At 76.0% G+C, this 17,461-nt stretch carries 14 protein-coding genes and 1 pseudogene; 7 read left to right on the forward strand and 8 right to left on the reverse strand.

The genetic code is table 11. The annotated features are described in order from the left end of the window. Window positions 1-401: 401 nt before the first annotated feature. Both H505_RS48910 and H505_RS52700 read right to left on the reverse strand, forming a co-directional pair. A complete protein-coding gene (locus tag H505_RS48910; RefSeq protein ID WP_157432988.1) occupies window positions 402-2,051 on the reverse strand; it encodes a helix-turn-helix domain-containing protein in 1,650 nt (549 codons plus the stop codon). A gap of 740 nt (window positions 2,052-2,791) precedes the next feature. After that, window positions 2,792-3,265: pseudogene (locus H505_RS52700) on the reverse strand (AAA family ATPase); the annotation flags it as partial. A 164-nt stretch (window positions 3,266-3,429) separates the two neighbouring features. Here H505_RS52700 and H505_RS41645 point away from each other — a divergent pair. Continuing rightward, window positions 3,430-4,734 (forward strand): PucR family transcriptional regulator, encoded by a 1,305-nt coding sequence (locus H505_RS41645; protein WP_064743618.1) that lies wholly within the window; start codon window positions 3,430-3,432, stop codon window positions 4,732-4,734. 17 nt (window positions 4,735-4,751) lie between these two features. Here H505_RS41645 and H505_RS0113215 read toward each other — a convergent pair whose 3' ends face one another. The 3 genes from H505_RS0113215 to H505_RS0113225 all read right to left on the reverse strand — a co-directional run bounded on the left by H505_RS0113215 (window position 4,752) and on the right by H505_RS0113225 (window position 7,912). Beyond that, window positions 4,752-5,591 carry a dienelactone hydrolase family protein gene (locus H505_RS0113215; protein ID WP_034517884.1) on the reverse strand — a complete coding sequence of 280 codons (840 nt, stop codon included), beginning with the start codon at window positions 5,589-5,591 and terminating at the stop codon, window positions 4,752-4,754. A gap of 198 nt (window positions 5,592-5,789) precedes the next feature. Beyond that, window positions 5,790-6,650 carry a class I SAM-dependent methyltransferase gene (locus H505_RS0113220; RefSeq protein WP_026402370.1) on the reverse strand — a complete coding sequence of 287 codons (861 nt, stop codon included), beginning with the start codon at window positions 6,648-6,650 and terminating at the stop codon, window positions 5,790-5,792. A gap of 92 nt (window positions 6,651-6,742) precedes the next feature. Next, complete coding sequence (locus tag H505_RS0113225; protein ID WP_026402371.1) at window positions 6,743-7,912, reverse strand: FAD-dependent oxidoreductase; 1,170 nt, start codon at window positions 7,910-7,912, stop codon at window positions 6,743-6,745. Between the two features lie 326 nt (window positions 7,913-8,238). Here H505_RS0113225 and H505_RS47625 point away from each other — a divergent pair, with 326 nt between their 5' ends. The 5 genes from H505_RS47625 to H505_RS0113250 are packed head-to-tail and all read left to right on the forward strand — an operon-like array spanning window position 8,239 to window position 12,949. After that, window positions 8,239-10,215, forward strand: a complete 1,977-nt coding sequence (locus H505_RS47625) for an ATP-binding protein (protein WP_051300629.1) — start codon at window positions 8,239-8,241, stop codon at window positions 10,213-10,215. Then, the gene (locus tag H505_RS0113235; RefSeq protein WP_026402372.1) at window positions 10,212-10,631 is read left to right on the forward strand and encodes a roadblock/LC7 domain-containing protein; all 420 of its coding nucleotides are present in this window, start codon (window positions 10,212-10,214) and stop codon (window positions 10,629-10,631) included. Before H505_RS47625 ends, H505_RS0113235 begins: the two co-directional genes overlap by 4 nt. Further along, the gene (locus H505_RS0113240) at window positions 10,628-11,062 is read left to right on the forward strand and encodes a DUF742 domain-containing protein (RefSeq protein ID WP_026402373.1); all 435 of its coding nucleotides are present in this window, start codon (window positions 10,628-10,630) and stop codon (window positions 11,060-11,062) included. The genes H505_RS0113235 and H505_RS0113240 overlap by 4 nt, the downstream gene beginning before the upstream one ends. Continuing rightward, window positions 11,043-11,678: a GTP-binding protein gene (locus H505_RS0113245; protein WP_026402374.1), complete on the forward strand. Its 636-nt coding sequence runs from the start codon at window positions 11,043-11,045 to the stop codon at window positions 11,676-11,678. Before H505_RS0113240 ends, H505_RS0113245 begins: the two co-directional genes overlap by 20 nt. Beyond that, window positions 11,675-12,949 carry a cytochrome P450 gene (locus H505_RS0113250; RefSeq protein ID WP_026402375.1) on the forward strand — a complete coding sequence of 425 codons (1,275 nt, stop codon included), beginning with the start codon at window positions 11,675-11,677 and terminating at the stop codon, window positions 12,947-12,949. Before H505_RS0113245 ends, H505_RS0113250 begins: the two co-directional genes overlap by 4 nt. On the opposite strand, the gene H505_RS0113255 is transcribed toward H505_RS0113250, so the two are convergent. From H505_RS0113255 to H505_RS0113265, 3 genes are all read right to left on the reverse strand, one after another. After that, window positions 12,933-14,135, reverse strand: coding sequence for a cytochrome P450 (locus H505_RS0113255; protein ID WP_034517817.1), 1,203 nt, complete (start codon window positions 14,133-14,135; stop codon window positions 12,933-12,935). The genes H505_RS0113250 and H505_RS0113255 overlap by 17 nt on opposite strands. Window positions 14,136-14,306: 171 nt before the next feature. After that, on the reverse strand, window positions 14,307-14,978 hold the full coding sequence (locus H505_RS0113260) for an SDR family NAD(P)-dependent oxidoreductase (RefSeq protein WP_026402377.1): 672 nt from the start codon (window positions 14,976-14,978) through the stop codon (window positions 14,307-14,309). Further along, the gene (locus H505_RS0113265) at window positions 14,978-15,673 is read right to left on the reverse strand and encodes an SDR family NAD(P)-dependent oxidoreductase (protein WP_026402378.1); all 696 of its coding nucleotides are present in this window, start codon (window positions 15,671-15,673) and stop codon (window positions 14,978-14,980) included. Before H505_RS0113265 ends, H505_RS0113260 begins: the two co-directional genes overlap by 1 nt. A gap of 155 nt (window positions 15,674-15,828) precedes the next feature. On the opposite strand from H505_RS0113265, the gene H505_RS41655 reads away from it, so the two are divergent. Continuing rightward, window positions 15,829-17,454: a family 20 glycosylhydrolase gene (locus H505_RS41655; protein WP_051300630.1), complete on the forward strand. Its 1,626-nt coding sequence runs from the start codon at window positions 15,829-15,831 to the stop codon at window positions 17,452-17,454. The last annotated feature ends 7 nt before the right edge of the window (window positions 17,455-17,461 follow it).

The raw sequence follows: 17,461 nt of genomic DNA on the forward strand, positions 1-17,461 counted from the left end.
TCGATCTGTCGGTCCACCTCGAGCAGGCACAATGTAACCACGGACCGTGTGCGGAATCTACAGATCATTTTCTGCCGCCATGTCCACATCAGGACTGGCGCCGATGTTGACGCGAACCTAGATCTTGACATCCGAGTAAGATCAACTCGACAAGCGTCGACTCGGAGATGAGGGCGATGAGCTCGCCTTTCTCCGTGCGATCAGGGATGGCGTGTCCGGCGGCTCCGGCGTCGAGCCGGTTCGCTCGCTACTCGAGATTCTGAGATTTGTCCATATATGCGCAGAAAGTGTGTTGAGTGGCACGAAGGACATGGTCGTGTCGATCGAGCGGATCGACCGCGCGCGTCACCTCGCCCGGGGGCGCGCCGCCGGGGCGGAGCGCGGCGTCCCGCCCTCCGGCGTCAGCGGATCATGCGGGCGAGTTCCACGCGGGAGCGGATGCCGAGGCGGGTGAAGACGTTGCGCAGGTGGTGGTCGATCGTGCGGGGGCTCAGCAGCAGGCGGGCGGCGATCTCCCGGTTGGTGGCGCCCTCGGCGACGAGCCGGGCGATGTGCGCCTGCTGCGGGGTGAGGTCGCCGAAGCCGCCCGCCTGGACGGGACGCGGCGGGCGGGCCGGCGTTCCCGGGACGGCCGGGGGCTCGGCGGGCGGCGGGACGGGCAGCGGCGCCACGGTCTCGCCGGCGGCGCGCAGCTCGGCGCGGGCCCGGTCGGTCCAGGGGCGGGCGTCGTAGCGTTCGAAGATCCGCAGGGCGGTGCGCAGGTGCTCGCGGGCGGCGCGGGGCCGGCGGGCGCGGCGCAGCCGGTGCCCGTACAGCAGCTCGGTGCGGCCCTGCTCGAACACGGCGCCCGCGGTCTCGTGCAGGCGCAGGGCCGACTCGAAGTGGTCGGCGGCGTCGGCGGGGGCGTCGGCGAGGAGCGCGCGGCAGCGGTGCGCGAGCGCCCGGTGGACGGGCGACCCGGTGGCCTCCGACCAGCGCCGGAAGGCGTCGGCGGCGGCCGCGGCGCGGGCCCGGTCGCCGCCGCGGGCGAGCGCCTCGACGAGGTGCGGGGCCGCCGCCAGGGACGCGCGGGGGTGCGCGACGCCCGCGCCGCCGGGCAGCCGCAGCCGCGCGACCGCGTCCGCCGGCCGGTCGGCGGCGAGGTCGAGGCAGGCGCGCGCCCACGTGCCGAGCGCGGCGGCGCGGACGAGCCCGCGGCGCCCCGCGGACTCGGCGAGCCGGTCGAGGTGCCGTCCCGCCGCGCCGGCGTCGCCGTCGAACGCCGCGCCGAGCGCGAGGGTCGCGAGCTGCTCGGCGGCGTGCCCGTGCAGCCGGGTGGCCCGCGCGAGGCGGAGCCCGTCGTGGCCCGCGGCGACCGGCGCGGGCGGGCGGCCCAGCAGGACCTCGCAGCGGGCGGCGACGGCCAGCGCGTGCGACTCCAGCGGGACGACCCCGGCCCGCCGGGCGGCCGCGACGGCGGCGGACGCGAGCGCGGGCGCGAGGCCCGCGTCGCCGAGCGCGAGCGCGGACCGCGCGGCCCACGCCAGCGCGGCCGGGTCGGTGACGGACGAGCCGAGCCGGGTGGCGCGCGCGAGGCGTTCGGCGGCCTCGGCGTACCGGCCGGCGTGCAGGGCGGCGGTGCCGGCGAGGTGGTCGAGGACGAGCCGGGTGCGGGCGTCGCACCACGGCTCGTCCGGGACGGCCAGGGACGCGGCGCGCTCGGCGATCTCGGCGAGGGCGCGCACGTCGCCGGCGGCGTCGGCGGCCTCGGCGGCCCACCCGAGGGTCTCGACGGCGAGGCACGCGTCGGCGCCGGCGAACCGCTCGGCGGCGTCCCGCAGCAGGGGGACGGCGGCGGCCGGGTCCCCGGCGGCGGCGGCGATCTCGCCGCGCAGCCGGTCCGCGCGGGCCAGCCGGGTCCCCTCGCAGCGGAACGCGGCGAGCCGCCGCAGCATGGCGCGGGCGCGGCGGGGGGGGCCGCTGGCCCACGCGTCGGCGGCGGCGGACAGCAGCCGGTCGGGGGGGGGGGCGGGGGCGGGGTCAGCGCCGACGCCCGCCGCCACATCCGCCACGAGTCGGCGTACCGGCCGGACGCCTGGGACGCGACGGCGGCGCGGGCGAGTTCGGCGGCGGCGCCGTCGTCCGGGCCGCCCGTCACCGCCGCCCGGTGCCAGATCCGCCCGGTGTACTGCCAGTCGTGGACGAGGACCTCGGCGAGCAGCGCGTGCGCGGCGGTGCGCTCGGCGCGGGTCGCGTCCGCCCACAGCGACGACCGGACGAGCCGGTCCCGGACGGTGACCGCGTCCGTCTCGAACCGCAGCAGCCCCGACTCGCGGGCGGCCTCGACGTCGGACGCGCCGATCCCGGCGGCGCCCGCCGCCCGGTCGAGCGTGCCCGCGCCGACCCACTCGTCCGCGACGACGAGCAGCACGAGGCGCCGCGCCCCCGGCGGGAGCCGCAGGTAGCGGCTCCGGTGCAGCGCCCGCAGCGGGCTGCCGGGCGGCAGCGCCCGCGGCGGCGCGGCGGCACCGGACAGCTGGCCGGGGGTGAGCGCGGCGGCGAGGTCGCGGATCGCGCGGGGGCGGCCGTCGGCCAGGTCGGCGACCGCGTCGGCGAGGGGCCCGCCGACCGCGTCGCCGATCGCGTCGCGCAGCACCCGCAGGCTCGCGTCCTCGTCGAGCGGCCCCAGCCGCAGCAGGGGGATCCCGGCGAGCCGGTCCGCGACCCCGCGGTCGTCGCGGGCGGCGAGCAGCACCGCGACCGGCACGTCCTGCACGCGGCGCGCCGCGAACGCCAGCGCGTCCAGCGACACCTCGTCGAGCCACTGCACGTCGTCGACCCGGCACAGCAGCGGCCCGTCCCGGGACGCGAGGGCGAGCAGCTCGCACAGCGCGGCGTAGAGCGCGAACGGCTCGGCGCGGCCCGGCGCGCCCCGCACGACGGCGAGCGCCGCGCGGTGCTCGTCCGGGAGCCGCTCCAGGTCGTCCGCCAGCGGGCGCAGCAGCCGGTGCAGTCCCGCGTACGGGACGGCCGACTCGCGGGCGACGCCGGACGCGCCGATCGTCCGGACGTCCGGTCCGGCGCGGCGCGCGGCCTCGTCGAGCAGCGCGGTCCGGCCGAGGCCGGCGTCCGCGACGACCGCGAGGGCGCCGCCGCGCCCGTCGCGGGCGCGGGCGAGCAGGTCCCCGATGGCGGCCAGCTCGGGTACGCGTCCGTGCAACGGCTCTCGTCCCTGTGACACTGTCATGCCGGTTCTCCCTCTGGGCGGGGGCCCATAGGTCAACATGGAGTGACGGGACGGGTCCAGAGCGGCGTTCTGTTACAGGGCGCGGGCGCAATCCGGCGAGCTTCGCATTGTGCAATGGCACAGTCCGCGCGCACCATTGTGGTTTCGCGTGCGTTACGGATGGGACCATGATGCCCCCCCGTTCGGTCCTGGAGGTGACTCCCATGACGGCGGACGCCGACGGAGCCATCCTGCGCAAGGCCGTGCTCCGTATGGAGGACCGGCTGCCCGAGCTCGCCGACCGGCTCGCCGCCGAGATCCTCTCCGGCGAGGACGGCCGCGACCGCCCCGAAGCCGTCATCGGCGACATGTGGGAGGTGTGCCACACCGGGCTGGGGCACGGCTTCGAGGCCATCCTGGAGCCCGGCGGCGGCCGCGCCGACCTCGACTGGGCGCGCCGGCTCGGCGAGCGCCGCGCCCGGCAGGGCGAGCCGCTGGAGCACGTGCTGCGCGGCTACCGGCTCGCCGGGCGCGTGTTCTGGGAGGCGGTCGTGGAGGCCGTGGGCCGCCACGACCCCGAGCACATCCCGGCGCTCGTCCGGCAGGCCACCCGCACCTGGGACACCATCGACCAGCAGTCGGACGCCGCCGCCGACGCCTACCACCGCACCGAGTTCGCGCTGGCCCGCCGCAGCGAGGAGCGCGTTCACGCCATCGTGGACGCGCTGCTCGACGGGCAGGGCGCCGACGGCGGGCTGCTCGGCACCGCCACGACCGTCCTCGGCCTGCCGGTGAACGGCCGCTACGCCGTCGCGATGGTGCGCGCGGACGGCGGGTTCACCGGCGACGTGGACCCGCGGCCCCGCGAGACCGGCGGCATGCGGTTCCTGTGGCGGATGCGCGCGGACGCGCAGGTGGCGCTGGTCGCGCTCGGCGCCGCCGGCCTCGACGACCTGGTCGGCGCGCTGGCGCCCTGCACGCGCGGGCACGCCGGGGTCAGCCCCGTCGCGGAGAGCCTCGCCGACCTCGGCACCGCCCGCTGGCTCGCCGAGCTGGCGCTGCGCACCTGCCACGGGCCCGGACCGCAGATCGCGCGGCTGGACCGGCGGCTCCCGGACGCGCTGGTGCTGTCCCAGCCGCGCCTCGCGGGGCGGCTCGGGGAGGTCGCGCTCGGCGGCCTCGAGAACGTGGACCCCGCGTACCGGGAGGTGCTGCTCGGCACCCTCGACACCTGGCTCGACTGCGGCGGTTCCGCGGCCCGCGCCGCCGAGCGGCTGTTCTGCCACCGCAACACCGTCCTCAACCGGCTCCGCAAGATCGAGCAGCTCACGCGGCGGCGGCTCGCCCGCCCCGCCGACCTGGTGGAGCTCGTGCTCGCGCTCAGCGCCGTCCGCCTGCACGGCGCCGGGACGGACGCCGCCCCGGGCGCGGGCCCGTCGGGCCCGTCGGGCCCGCCCGGCCTCACCGCCCCGCCCGGGACGCACAGGGCGGGGCCGCCCGCGCGGGGAGGCGGGCGGCCCCTGAGGTAGGTCGGGGAGCGGTCGGGTCACATGGGGCAGGTGCTGCGGTACTCGGAGATGTCCGAGAACAGGCCCGTGTCGGGGCCGGGGCAGAGGAACTGCGTGTACCGGGTGTCGTTGTCGACGTAGCGCTTGAGCCACGCGATGCTGTACTTCGCGATCGGGGTGTTCGAGGTGTTCGGCGCGAAGTGCGAGGCGCCGTCGAGCTCGACGTACGCCTTCTCCGGCGGGAGGCTCTCGTAGAACGGCTCGGAGTGCGAGGACACCGAGGCGATCGTGTCGTTCTCGGCGCCGACGACGAGGGTCGGCACCCGGCTGTCGGACCAGTTCTTGCGCAGGTTCCAGCCGGTCAGCGGGATGGCGGCCTTCAGCGACGGCCGGTCCACCGACGCCTCCAGCGTGCCGCCGCCGCCCATCGAGTGGCCCATCACGGCGAGCCGGTCCGGGTCGATCAGGTCGGCGACGTCGCTGTCCTCGACCAGGTAGTCGAGGGCGGCGAGGAGCTGGTCGCCGCGGCTGTCGGGCTGGTCGAGGCGGGTGTTGGTGTCGATCGTCATGACGACGAAGCCGCGCGAGGCGAGCCGCGGCCCGTACCAGGCCATGCTGCTCTGGCCGGCGGTGAAGCCGGGCGCGATGGCGACCGCGCCGAACGTCTCGTCGGTGTCCTCGGGGTAGTAGATCGTGCCGCCGCCGAAGCCGCGGACGGCCAGGCTGGACACGCTGTCCTCGCCGACGTCGTAGGAGCCGCGCAGCGCCTCGATGCTCTGCTCCGTGGGGTCGGGCCCGCGCTCGTAGGGGTTCTCCTGAGCGAGCGCGGTCTGGGGAACGGCGCAGAGGCCGGCGGCGAGTGCGGCGCCCGCCAGCATCTGCACCGCACGTCTGGTTGCCTTCACGTCGATTCGCTCCTGTTCCGGGGGGGGAGGAGCCCGAACGGCTCCCGGATGACGATCATTGTCCGCACCCGCCCGCCGTCCCCACATCGGCGAAATCACCCGTCGTCCGCCCCCGTGCGCCCGGCGTGCGCGGCCGTCCCCCCCGGCGTGACGTCCCGTGGAGGGACGCTCTCAACCGGTCACGGTGGCTCTGGCCAGGCGGAAGAAATCGAACGGGTGCAGCGCGTCGGCGCGGTCCCACGTCTCCGGGGGGACGGCGTCCGCGAGGCGGACGTTCGCGACGACGTCCAGCCCGTGCCCGCGCAGCAGCCCGTCGACCTCGGCGGGCGCGAGCGTCGTCCGGTACGGCTCGCCGGCGTCCCCGACGACCCGCTCCGCGATCTCCGCGTACGCGCGGCCCCCGGCGTCCCGCAGTCCGGGCGGCAGCGCGTAGTCCATGACCAGCTCGGATCCGGCGGCGAGCGCGCCGACCCCGGCGAGGACGGCCGCGATCGCCTCCCGCGTCAGGAAGTAGCTCACCCCGAGCCAGCTCACCAGCGCGGGGCGCGCGGCGTCGAACCCGGCGTCGCGCAGCCGCGCGAACACGCCGTCCGTCCCGGTGTCCGTCCCGGCGGCGGCCTCGAAATCGGCGGGGACGAAGACCAGTCCGTCCGGGACGGGAATGCCGCCGTCCCGGACGAGGCCCTTCTTCCATTCCTGGGTCGCCGGAGCGTCGACCTCGAACACGCGCACGCCGGGAGCGGCCCGCAGCCCGTAGGTGTCGAGCCCGGCGCCCAGCACGACGTACTGCGGGAACCCGGCCGCCCGCTCCTCGGCGTACCGGGCGCGGACGGCGGTGACGGTGCGGGTCCCGGCGAGGACGAGGTGCTCGCCGTGCGTCCGGTGGTACCCGACGGCCTCGTCGGCGAGGCCGCCGAGCAGCCGCCGGACGAGCGGGTCCGCGAAGATGAGCGGCGGTGCGTCCACGATCGCGTGCGCCGTGCGCGCCGCCGCGGCGGAGAGCGCCGTCCGGCTCGGCCGTGCTTCGTTCATCGACCATTCCTCCTTCGTCGGGAAGGAGCCTAACGGCCGATTTCTCGATCATAACAGGGCGAAATAAATTATCGATATACGGAGCATTTAGATCAGTTTCCGATGCGCCGGGACGGAAGGGCGGCGCGAAGGGCGCCTTCGGCGGCGCGCAGGGCGCTGTTCATCGAGATCTCGCCGCGCATGCCGGGCGCCGCGACCATGTCGCCCGCGAGGAAGACGCCGTCGCCGCGGTCGATCGCGGGACGGTCCCGCCAGGTGCGGCCCGGCAGGTCGAGCGCGCCCGTGCGGCCCCGGGCCGTCGCGGTGCGCGACCAGGTCGTCCGCTCCCGGCGGCCGGGGACGGCGGCGTCGGCGAGGGCGTCGAGGCGGCGCAGCGCGTCGGCGCGGCGCTCGCCCGCGCGGACCGGCACCCCGAGTTGGAACAGCGACTCGCCCGCCGGGGCCGTACTCGGGTCCTGCATGGAGTACGACTCGTGAAAGCCGCCCTCGTCCAGGTCGAACACGATGAACGCGTCGCGGCGGTCGTCGCGGACGGCGAGGTCGAGCATCGCGTAGTGGCCGCTCTCCCAGGTCAGCGACGGGTCGCCGAGCAGGGCGCGGGCGGCCGCCAGCTCGGTCGCGACGATCGTGGGGGTGCCCGGCGGGTCCGTGACGCGGGAGCCGAGCTCGATGCGGACGCCCAGCTCGCGGGCGTGCGCGGCGAGCCGGTCCAGGACCGCCTGCCAGCCGCCGACCGGCCAGCGGACGGCCGGCCGCTTCGGCGCGAACACGCGGCCGATCAGCTCCCAGACGAACGCGGCCGACAGCCGTCCGGTGTCGCCGTCGTAGGTGACGACGGAGATCGCGCTCGCGGCCTGCTCGGCGGTGCGCTCGCCGAACCGCTCGGACGCCCACGAGCGGAAGTCGCGGTCCGCGGGCGCCCGCAGGAAGGGCGTCCGCGCGGCCATCCGCAGGAACCCGGCGGGCGGGACGCGCCGCAGCCGCCCGTCCGCGCGGAAGAAGGTGTGGGTCATCATGCGCGGGCTGTACCTGCCGAGGGGGCCGGCGAGCCCGCGGTCGGTGAGCCACGTCCAGTGCGGTCCGTCGGCGTAGAAGACGTGCGCGCCCTCGTGCGCGACGTAGGGCGCGGCCGTCGCGCGGCCCCGGCCGCCCAAGGTGCGGTGCGCCTCGTGCAGGGTGACGGACGCGCCGCCCTCCGCGCACGCGACGGCGGCGACGAGCCCGGCCAGCCCGCCCCCGACCACGGTGATCTCGTTGTTCATCTGGACCTCCGCCGTGCGGTCGTCCGGGTTCTCCGGACGTCGCCCGAACGACGGGACGGGCGGCGCTGCCGTGACATCGCCCGGATGTGGGCCCGGTCACACGCTCTCGACACGCTCGTCGAGGCGAGTAAGGCGTCTTGTCGTATATGTCGGGCAAATGCCGTCAAATGCAATTCTGCTGCCGGGTTCTTCGTGGAATTTTCCCGACCGACCCTTCATGCAAAGCATTCTCCTGCATCATGGTGGCCACCTCCCACCGAGGGCCGCACACGGCGGGTCCTCTTCCGGTCCGGTCCCATCAGCCGCCTCGAAAAAGGACATGATGGATGGCATTTCACGCAGACCGTTCCCGCATTGAACGCGCCGCGCTCGACCGCGCGCTCCAGGTCTGGCTCGCCGCGGTCCTCATCGCCGGCGCGGGCTGGCTCGCGGCCGTCCTGGCCGTCGCGCCCGACGACCGCGCGCTGGTCGCCGCGGGCGGCGGCGCGCTCGCCCTGGCGCTGTGCGTCGCCGTCGCGGCCGCCGCCCACTTCGCCGGCCTCGCCCGCCGCCTCGACGGCCACCTGGCCGTCGCCGAGGGCGAGGACGAGCGGCTGGAGCGGCGCCTCCGCGAGCTGGTCGGCGGGCCGCTGCCGCTGCTCATCGCCGGGGTCCGCGACGGCGTCGCGCCCGAGTCCGTCCTCGCCGACCTGCCCGAGACCCCCGACCCCGTCCTGGCCCGGCTGCTGCGCGTCGTCGTCGAGGGCGTCGCGGAGGCCCGCGCCGACGCCGACCGCGCGCGGGCCGAGACCGCCGCGCTCGAGGCCGACGCCGCCTGGCTGACCGGCACGGTCCTCCCGGAGCTGCGCGCCCGGATGCCCGAACGGGTCGACTTCGTCCACGAGATCCTCGCCGAACTCGACCGGCCCGCCACCGGCGCGTTCGCCCGCCTCGCGCACGAGGTCGGCCTCGCGATCGCCCACCAGCGGCGCTGGCAGTGGGGCGTCACCGCGAACTGCGCGCTCACCGCCGCGCGCCTCCAGGCCGCCGTCCGGCGCGTCCTCAAGCAGCTGTACGAGATGGAGTTCCGCTACGACGAGACCGACGTGTTCTGGGAGATCATGGACCTGGACCACCAGGTCTCCCAGATGGGGCGCCTCGCCGACAGCATCGCGACGATGTGCGACGGCCGGTCCGGGCGGCGCTGGCACAAGCCGATCCCGATGGAGCGGATCGTCCGCGCCGCGATGGGGCGCTGCGACGACTTCCGCCGCGTCCGCTACATCACCGACCACGACCGCGCCGTCCACGGCCCGCACGCCGAAGGCGTCATCCAGGCGCTCGCCGAGCTCATCGACAACGCGCTGATGTTCTCGCTGGACGACACACCCGTGCACGTCTACGTCGAGAAGGAGATCACCGGCGTCGTCATCACGGTCGAGGACGCGGGCATGGGGATGCGGCACCGGGAGCTGGCGCACGCCGAGTACCTGGTCGCCCGCCCGGACGACCGGACCGCCTGGACGGGCGAGGCCGTCGGCCTCGCGGTCGTCGGGATGCTCGCGAAGAAGCACAACCTGAAGGTGAGCTTCCGGCCGTCGTCGCGCGGCGGCGTCGCCGCGGTGCTGCTCGTCCCCGCCGAGATCGTCACCCGGCCGGTGGAGCGCTGGCCGTGGTCGGACGAGGGCGCGCCGGGCACCGAGGACGAGGTGCCGAGCGACCGGCGCACCGCCGGGCTGGCGGGCATGCCGCCGATCCCGGACGGACGGACGGTCCTAGCGCGCGAGCGCGAGAAGCAGGACGTGCGGGAGCGCGAAAAGGAGCACGCGCGCGAGCGCGAGAAGCAGGACGCGCGGGAGCGCGAGAAGCGGCAGGCGCGGGAGCTGGAGAAGGCGCAGGTGCGGGAGTGCGAGCTGGCGCGGGAGCGGGAGCTCGCGCGCGGCGGCGCCGTCGCGACCGCCCCCGCACCGGCTCCCGCACCGGCCCCCGTGCCCGCCGAGCCGTCCGCCCAGGCGTCCGCCGAGCGGTCCGCCGGGGGGAGCGAGGCGCACGCGGACGAGGCGCACGCGGACGAGGCGCACGAGGTCGTCGTCTGGGGCGGCACCGAACTGCCGAAGCGCCGCCGCGGCGCCACGATCACGCCGGAGGAGTGGGCGCTGATGGGCCTGCGGGCGCCGGAGCCCGAGAAGGAGGACGAGGGGGAGGCGTTCGCCGCCTTCATGGGCCCGTCCGGCGGCAGCACCCCACTCCACGACGGCGGGCCCGACGACGGCGCGGCCGCTCGCAGCGAGATGTCCGATGAGCCCGATGGAGGGGAACGATGACACCCGAGACGCGCGGCCTCGTCTGGCTCCTGGACGCACTGAAGGACAAGGTCCGCGGGGTCCGGCACGTCCTCGTCCTGTCCAGGGACGGCCTGCGGATCAGCCACACGCACGAGCTCGACGACGACCGGGCCGACCAGCTCGCCGCGCTCGCGTCGGGGGTGCAGAGCCTGTCGCTGAGCGCGTCCGCCGAGTTCGGCGACGGCGGCGGCGTCGCGGCGGGCCGGTCGATGGTCGAGTTCCACGGCGGCGTGCTGCTGATCATCCCGGCCGGGCAGGGCGCCCATCTGGCCGTGGTGACCGAGCCGAACACCGACGTGGGGCTCGCCGGGCGGCGGATGGAGGAGCTGGCCCGGCAGATCCGCGGCGAGCTGTACGCCGCGCCGCGCCGGCCCGAGCACGGCGCGCGGGCATGAGCGCGCCACCGGACGCCGGCGATCCCGACCGGCTCTTCGCGGTCGCCCGCGGCCGCGGCCGGACCGGCGGCGACCCGCCCGGCCGGCGGCCGCCGCCCGGCCCCGGCGGCCCGCCGCCCCGCCCGCCCGGCCGCGCCGCCGAACCGGACGTCCTCGACGTCGTCGCGCTGATCGTCGCGGAGGACGACCCGGGCGGCGGCCTGTCGGCCGAGGAGGTCGCGGTCCTGCGGATGTGCCGCGGCCGCCCGGTCGCGCTGGTGGAGCTCGCCGCCCGCCTCGAGATGCCCGTGCACGTCGCGCGGGTCCTGCTGCGCGACATGCGCGACACCGGGCGGGTCACCGTCCGGCACCCGTCCACGGCCGTCGCCCCCTCGCGCGCGGCCGACCTCGAGACACTGAAGCAGGTCCTCGTTGGACTCGAACACCTTTGATCCCCCCGCCGGGGGCGTCCCGCCCGTCGAGGCGCCGCTGCGGCGCACCGCCCGGGACGCCCTGAAGATCGTGATCGTGGGCGGTTTCGGCGCCGGCAAGACCACGCTGGTCGGGTCGGTCAGCGAGATCCGGCCGCTGAGCACCGAAGAGGTCATGACGGAGGCCGGGGAGGGCGTCGACGACCTCACCGGCGTCCACGCCAAGCGCGCCACCACGGTCGCGTTCGACTTCGGCCGCATCTCGCTGGACGAGAGCCGCGTGCTGTACCTGTTCGGCATGCCCGGCCAGGAGCGGTTCCGGTTCCTGTGGGAGCGGCTGTTCACCGGCAGCCTCGGTGCGGTCGCGCTCGTCGACACGCGCCGCCTCGCCGACTCGTTCCACTGCATCGACCGGCTGGAGGCGCAGGCCATGCCGTTCGTCGTGGCGGTCAACCGGTTCCCCGGGGCGCGGCCGCCGCTGGACCGCGTCCGCGACGCGCTCCGCCTGGACGAGCGCGTCCCGCTCGTCGAGTGCGACGCGCGCGCCCGCGAGTCGTCCAAGGGCGTGCTGATCGCGCTCGTCCGGTACCTGACCCGTCTCCGCGAGGACCCCGACGTCCGGGAGGGCACGCGATGATCGAAACGTCCGGGGCCGCCGCGCCCGCGCCGGGCCCGCCCGAGGCCGCCGACCTGCTCGCCCGCAAGGCGGTCGTGCGGGTGACGGGCGCCGACGCCGCCGACCCGGCGGAGTTCTACCGGTGGCTGCACCGCGAGCACGGGCCCGTCGTCCCGGTGCTGCTGGACGGCGGCGTCCCCGCCTGGTTCGTCATCGGCTACCGGGAGCTGCACCAGGTCACCGCGAACGACGGCCGGTTCGCCCGCGACTGCCGCCGCTGGAACGCGTGGCACCTCGTCCCGGACGACTGGCCGCTGATGCCGTACGTCGGCTGGACCCCGTCGCTGATGTTCGCCGAGGGCGACGCGCACCGGCGGCGGGCGGGGGCGGTCGGCGACGCGCTCGGCGCCGTCGACCCGCCCGTCCTCGCCGGGCTGTGCGCGCGCGAGTGCGACGGGCTCGTCGACGCGTTCGCCGGGGACGGCGCGGCCGACCTCGTGGAGCAGTACTCGCACCGCGCCCCGCTGCACGTCATCGCCCGGCTGTTCGGGCTGCCCGGCGACGAGATCCCCGACCTGGTGCGGGACGTCGCCGAGTCGCTCGACGCGGACGAGCGGGCCGCCCGCGCGCACGAGCGCATCCACGCGCGGATGCGGGGGCTCGTCGGCCGCCGCGAGCGCCGCCGCGCGCAGGACGTCCCGTCCGTGCTGCTGTCGCACGCGGCCGGGCTCACCCCGGACGAGATCACCATCGACCTGCTGGTGGTGCTGGCGGCCGCGCAGCAGCCCACGGGGAACTGGATCGCGAACGCGCTGCGGCTGATCCTGGAGGACGACCGGCTCAGCTCGTCCGTGCAGGGCGGGCGGCTCAGCGTCGACCAGGCGCTCCAGCGGGTGCTGTGGGACGACACGCCGACGCAGAACTTCATCGGCCGCTGGGCCGTGCAGGGCTGCGACCTGGGCGGGCAGCGGATCGGCGCGGGCGACCTGCTGGTGCTGGGGCTGGCCGCCGCGAACCGGGACCCGCGGGCGCGGCCCGCGGGCGGCCGGCGGGAACCGGCCACCCGCGCCTACCTGTCGTTCGGGCACGGCGAGCACGGCTGCCCGTACCCGTGCCCGCGGCTCGCGCTGATGATCGCCCGGACCGCGATCGAGGTGCTGCTCGACCGGCTGCCGGGCGTCGCGCTGGCCGTCCCGCCGGACGAGCTGCGGTGGCGGCCCTCGTTCTGGATGCGGGGGCTCCGGGAGCTGCCGGTCGTCTTCGACCCGGCGGGGGTCACGCCGCCGGGGTGAAGGCCATCCGCACCGCCGCCGGGCCGCGGGTGAACAGGCCCCGCTCGACGGGCGCGAACCCGGCGGCGGGCCGCAGTTCGGGCAGCGCGTCGAGGAGCAGGTTCGCGCCGACCTCGACCTCCGTCTTGGCGAGCAGCGCGCCGACGCAGAAGTGCCGGCCGAGCGCGAACGCCAGGTGGTCGGCGGCCGCGGAGAACGCGCTGGTGGTGGACAGGTCGTCCCGGAAGATGTCGAACCGGTCGGGACGGGCGTAGCGGTCGGGGTCGCGGTTCGCGGCCCCGATCAGGCACGTGACGGTGCTGCCCGCCGGGATCGTCCCGCCGCTCACCCGCACGTCCGCCGCGGGCTGCCGCATGATCATGTGGACGGGCGGGGTGTACCGGAGCGTCTCGGCGAGCGCGCGGGGGAGCAGGCTCCGGTCGTTCCGGACGGCGGTGAGCTGGGCGGGGTGCGTGAGGAGGTTGGCGAACAGCGCGGAGATCGCCTTGTCGGTCGTCTCGCCGCCCGCCGCGAGCAGCAGGCTGACGAACGCCTTGACGTCCTCGTCGCTCATCCGCGTCCCGTCGACCTCCGCGAGGCACAGCTTCGACAGCAGGTCGTCGCCGGGTTCGGCGCGGCGCCGCGCGATGATCGGCAGCAGGTGGTCGGCGAGTTCGGCGCGCGTCCGCAGCCCGGCCTCGGCGACGTCCGGGTCCTGGGCGAGGTTGCCGAGGAACGCGATGATCGAGGTGTACCAGCGCTGGAACAGCGCGTGGTCGGCGCGGTCGAGGCCGAGCATGTCGACGATGACGTTGATCGGGAAATGCGTGCTGAACTGTCCGACCAGTTCGACCGTTCCGGCCGTCCGGAATTCGTTGATCAGTTCGCGGGCGTTCCGTTCGATGATCGGCAGGAATCGGTCGCGCAGTTCGGTGCCGCGGAACGCGGGCGCCACCAGTCCCCGGCGGACGGCGTGCTCGCGCCCGCTGAGCTGGAGGATCGTCCGTCCGTGCACCGGTTCGAGCTGCCAGTCGTAGTTCGCGGTGGTGAACGCCGGGTCGCGGAAGGCGCGCTCGACGTCGGCGTACCGCGAGATCAGGTAGCTCTGCGTGGGTTCGTGCCAGAAGAGCGGCGCTTCCTCCCGCAGTGCGCGGTACCCGGTGTAGGGATCGGCGGCGAATTCGGGCGACAGGATGTCGGGAATCATGGTCGCTCCCGGTGCGCGGTCGTGGACGTACCGAGCTTAGGAAGCGGAATTCGCGCGGTCCAGGTGAATTGCCGACATTAATGGAATTATCGATGCCGAGCGATCATTTCATCGCCGCCGTCGGAACCGGGAGGGACGGGCGGTGGCCGCCCCGCGGGCGCCCGGAGCGGGTCAGGCGCGGGCGCGGGTGCGGCCGCCCGTCAGGTTCAGCGTCTGGCCGACCATGGTCGGCACCCGGGGGTCGGCGAGGAACGCGACGGACGCGGCGACCTCCGCGGCGGTCGGGGCGGGCCCGAGCGGCGTCGGCTCGTCCGCGGGCGCGACCGCGTTCACCGCGACGCCGAACGGCGCCAGCTCCCGGCCCAGCGACTTCGCCAGCGCGATCACGCCCGCGTGCGCCGCCGAGCACGCCGTGGCGTCCGCCCGGCCGGCCATGCCCGCCTCCGACGCCAGCAGCACGATCCGCCCGCCGCCCCGCTCCGCCATCCCCGGCAGGACGGCCTGCGCGCAGGCGAACGCCCCGCCGAGCGCGGTGTCGACGACGTGCCACCAGTCGTCCAGGTCGTGCTTGGGCAGCGGCGCGGTCGTCCGGCGGGCGGCCGCCGCGACCAGCACGCCGACGTGCTCGCCCGCCGCGCGCTCCAGCCGGTCGAGGATCGCGTGCACGCCGTCCGGGTGCGTGACGTCGCCCGGCGCGGCGAAACCGCCGATCTCCGCGGCGAGCCCGCGCAGGTCGACGTCCGGGAGGTCGTTCACCGCGACCCGGTGGCCGTCCGCGGCGAGCCGCCGCGCGATCGCGGTGCCGTACCCGCCGCCCGCCCCGGTCACGAGTGCGAGCGCCATCAGATCACCGCCCCGGCGTTCGGCGACAGGACCTCGCCGGTGCACGCCGTCGCGTCCTCGAGCAGGTACGCCGCCGCGAGCGCGACCTCCCGCGGCGACGTCAGCCGCGCCGCGGGCACCGACTGCAGGTGCGCGGGCCGCCGCAGCGCCGAGTTGTCCGGGACCAGCGGCGTGTCCGTGGGGCCCGGCGCGACCGCGTTCACCCGGACGCCGAACGGCGCGACCTCGGCGGCCAGCGACCGGACGAGCCCGAGGACCGCGCCCTTCGCCGCCGCGTAATGCGCCTGCGCGTCCGCCCCGCCGACCGCCGACGCCGCCGACACCGCCACCACGGACCCGCGCCCCCGGTTCGCCATGTCGGGCGCGACCGTCCGGCACACGTTCACGACGCCGCCGAGGTGCACCCGCAGCATCCGCCGCCAGTCGTCCCAGTGCACGTCCGGCACCGGGACGATCGCGTGGTGCCCGGCCGCGCACAGCGCGGCCTCGACGGGCCCGAGCGTCCGCTCGATCCGGCCGACCGCCGCGCTCACCTGCGCGGGGTCGGACACGTCCGCCACGATCGGCAGGTCCGCGCCCGGTGCCGGGCGCAGGTCCAGCCCCGCGGTCGTCCAGCCGCGGTTCGCCAGCTCGTCCACCACGGCGCTTCCGATCCCGCCGGCCGCCCCGGTGACGAGCGCGACTCTTCGATGCATCGCACCTCCTCCAAAGCCCAAACGCCCAGAGAAACCGACAAAACACCAGGTCGCAAGGGATATGACGGAATTTTGAACCGCGGATGACCTTCGGTTTGTTTACTTACCATGTGGTAGAAATTGGTGCAGGCCATGACGAGACCCTGGAGGGGCACGTGCCGGCACCCATCCCGCTCCCGCAACATCTGACGCCCCTCGACGGCCCGCCCGGACGCTTCGGGCCGCGGCTCCGCATCGCCGTCCCGTCCGAGTCCCTGCGCCCCCTCGGCGAGACGGTCGCCGAACTCCTCGCGCGCCTCCACGGCGCCGACGCCGCCGTCACCGCCGGCACCGACGGCGACCTCCGCCTCGCCCTCGGCGCCCCCGCCGGCCCCGGCCCCATCGCCCCGCCGCAGGGCACGGACCCCCGCACCGCCGCCCTCCGCCCCGCCCGCCCGGGCGGCGGACGGGAAGCGTACGGGCTGGTCGCGGACGGCGGCGGCGGATGCACCGTCACCGCCGGGGACGCCGAGGGACTGTTCCGGGGCGCGGTGACGTTCGCGCAGCTCCTCCGGCGGGACGGCGGCGGGTTCGCCGTCCCCCCGGTGCGGATCGCGGACGGCCCCGCGTACGCGTGGCGGGGCCTGTCCCTCGACGTGGTGCGGCGGTTCTTCACCGTCGACCAGGTGAAGAAGGTCATCGACCTCCTCGCCCTCTACAAGTTCAACGTCCTGCACCTGCACCTCAGCGACAGCCAGGCGTGGCGGCTCGAGATCGGCGCGTGGCCGCGCCTCACGGACCCGGAGACCTGGCCGGGGCGGCAGACGAACGCCGACGAGGGCGTCCGGCCCTACTACACGCAGGACGACTACCGCGAGATCGTCGCGTACGCGGAGGCCCGGTTCGTCACCGTCGTGCCCGAGCTCGACATGCCGGGCCACGTGCTCGCGGCCGTCCGCGCGTACCCCGAACTGCAGGGACCGGACGAGCCGATGCACAAGCTGCTCGCCTACCTGCATCCGCGCGGCGACGCGACGTTCCGGTTCGTCGAGGACGTCCTCGGCGAGGTCGCCGCCCTCACGCCGGGGCCGTTCCTGCACCTCGGCGGCGACGAGGCGTTCGGCATGCCGGACGAGCTGTACCGCGAGTTCGTCGCGCGGGCCCTCGAGATCGGCCGCGCCACCGGCAAGCGGGTCGTCGCGTGGCAGGAGGCGGCGCGGTCGGGCGCGCTGACCCCGGCGGACGTCGTCCAGGAGTGGGTGGGCGCGGGCGACGAGTTCGACCCCGACGCGGCCCGCGAGCGGATCCCCGCCGAGTACCACGCGCTCGTCGACGCGATGGCGGCGGCGTTCGCCGAGTCGGCGCGCGACGTGCCCGCCGCCGTCGCCGCCGGGACGCCGGTGCTCGCGTCGGCCAGCAGCGTGATGTACCTCGACCGCCGGTACGCCGAGGACTCGCGGGACGCGGCGCAGACCGCGCGGCGCACGCGGGTCGGGCACGAGTCGTACCCGCCGCGCACCTGCCGCGAGCTGTTCGACTGGACGCCGGGCACGCTCCCCGAGATCCCGGACGGCGCGGCCGTCGCGGGCGTCGAGGCGGCGGTCTGGTGCGAGACCGTCGAGAGCTTCGACGACCTCGCGTTCCTCGTCCTGCCGCGGCTCCCCGGCATCGCCGAGAAGGCGTGGACGCCCGCCCGCACCGGGTGGGACGGGTACCGGGGCCGCCTCGCGCCGCATCCCGCGTGGTGGGAGGCCCTCGGCTGGCACGACCACTACCGCTCCACGACCGCCTTCCCCGGGTAGCGGACGG

The organism is Actinomadura rifamycini DSM 43936 (assembly GCF_000425065.1).
Classification (GTDB): Bacteria; Actinomycetota; Actinomycetes; order Streptosporangiales; family Streptosporangiaceae; genus Spirillospora; species Spirillospora rifamycini.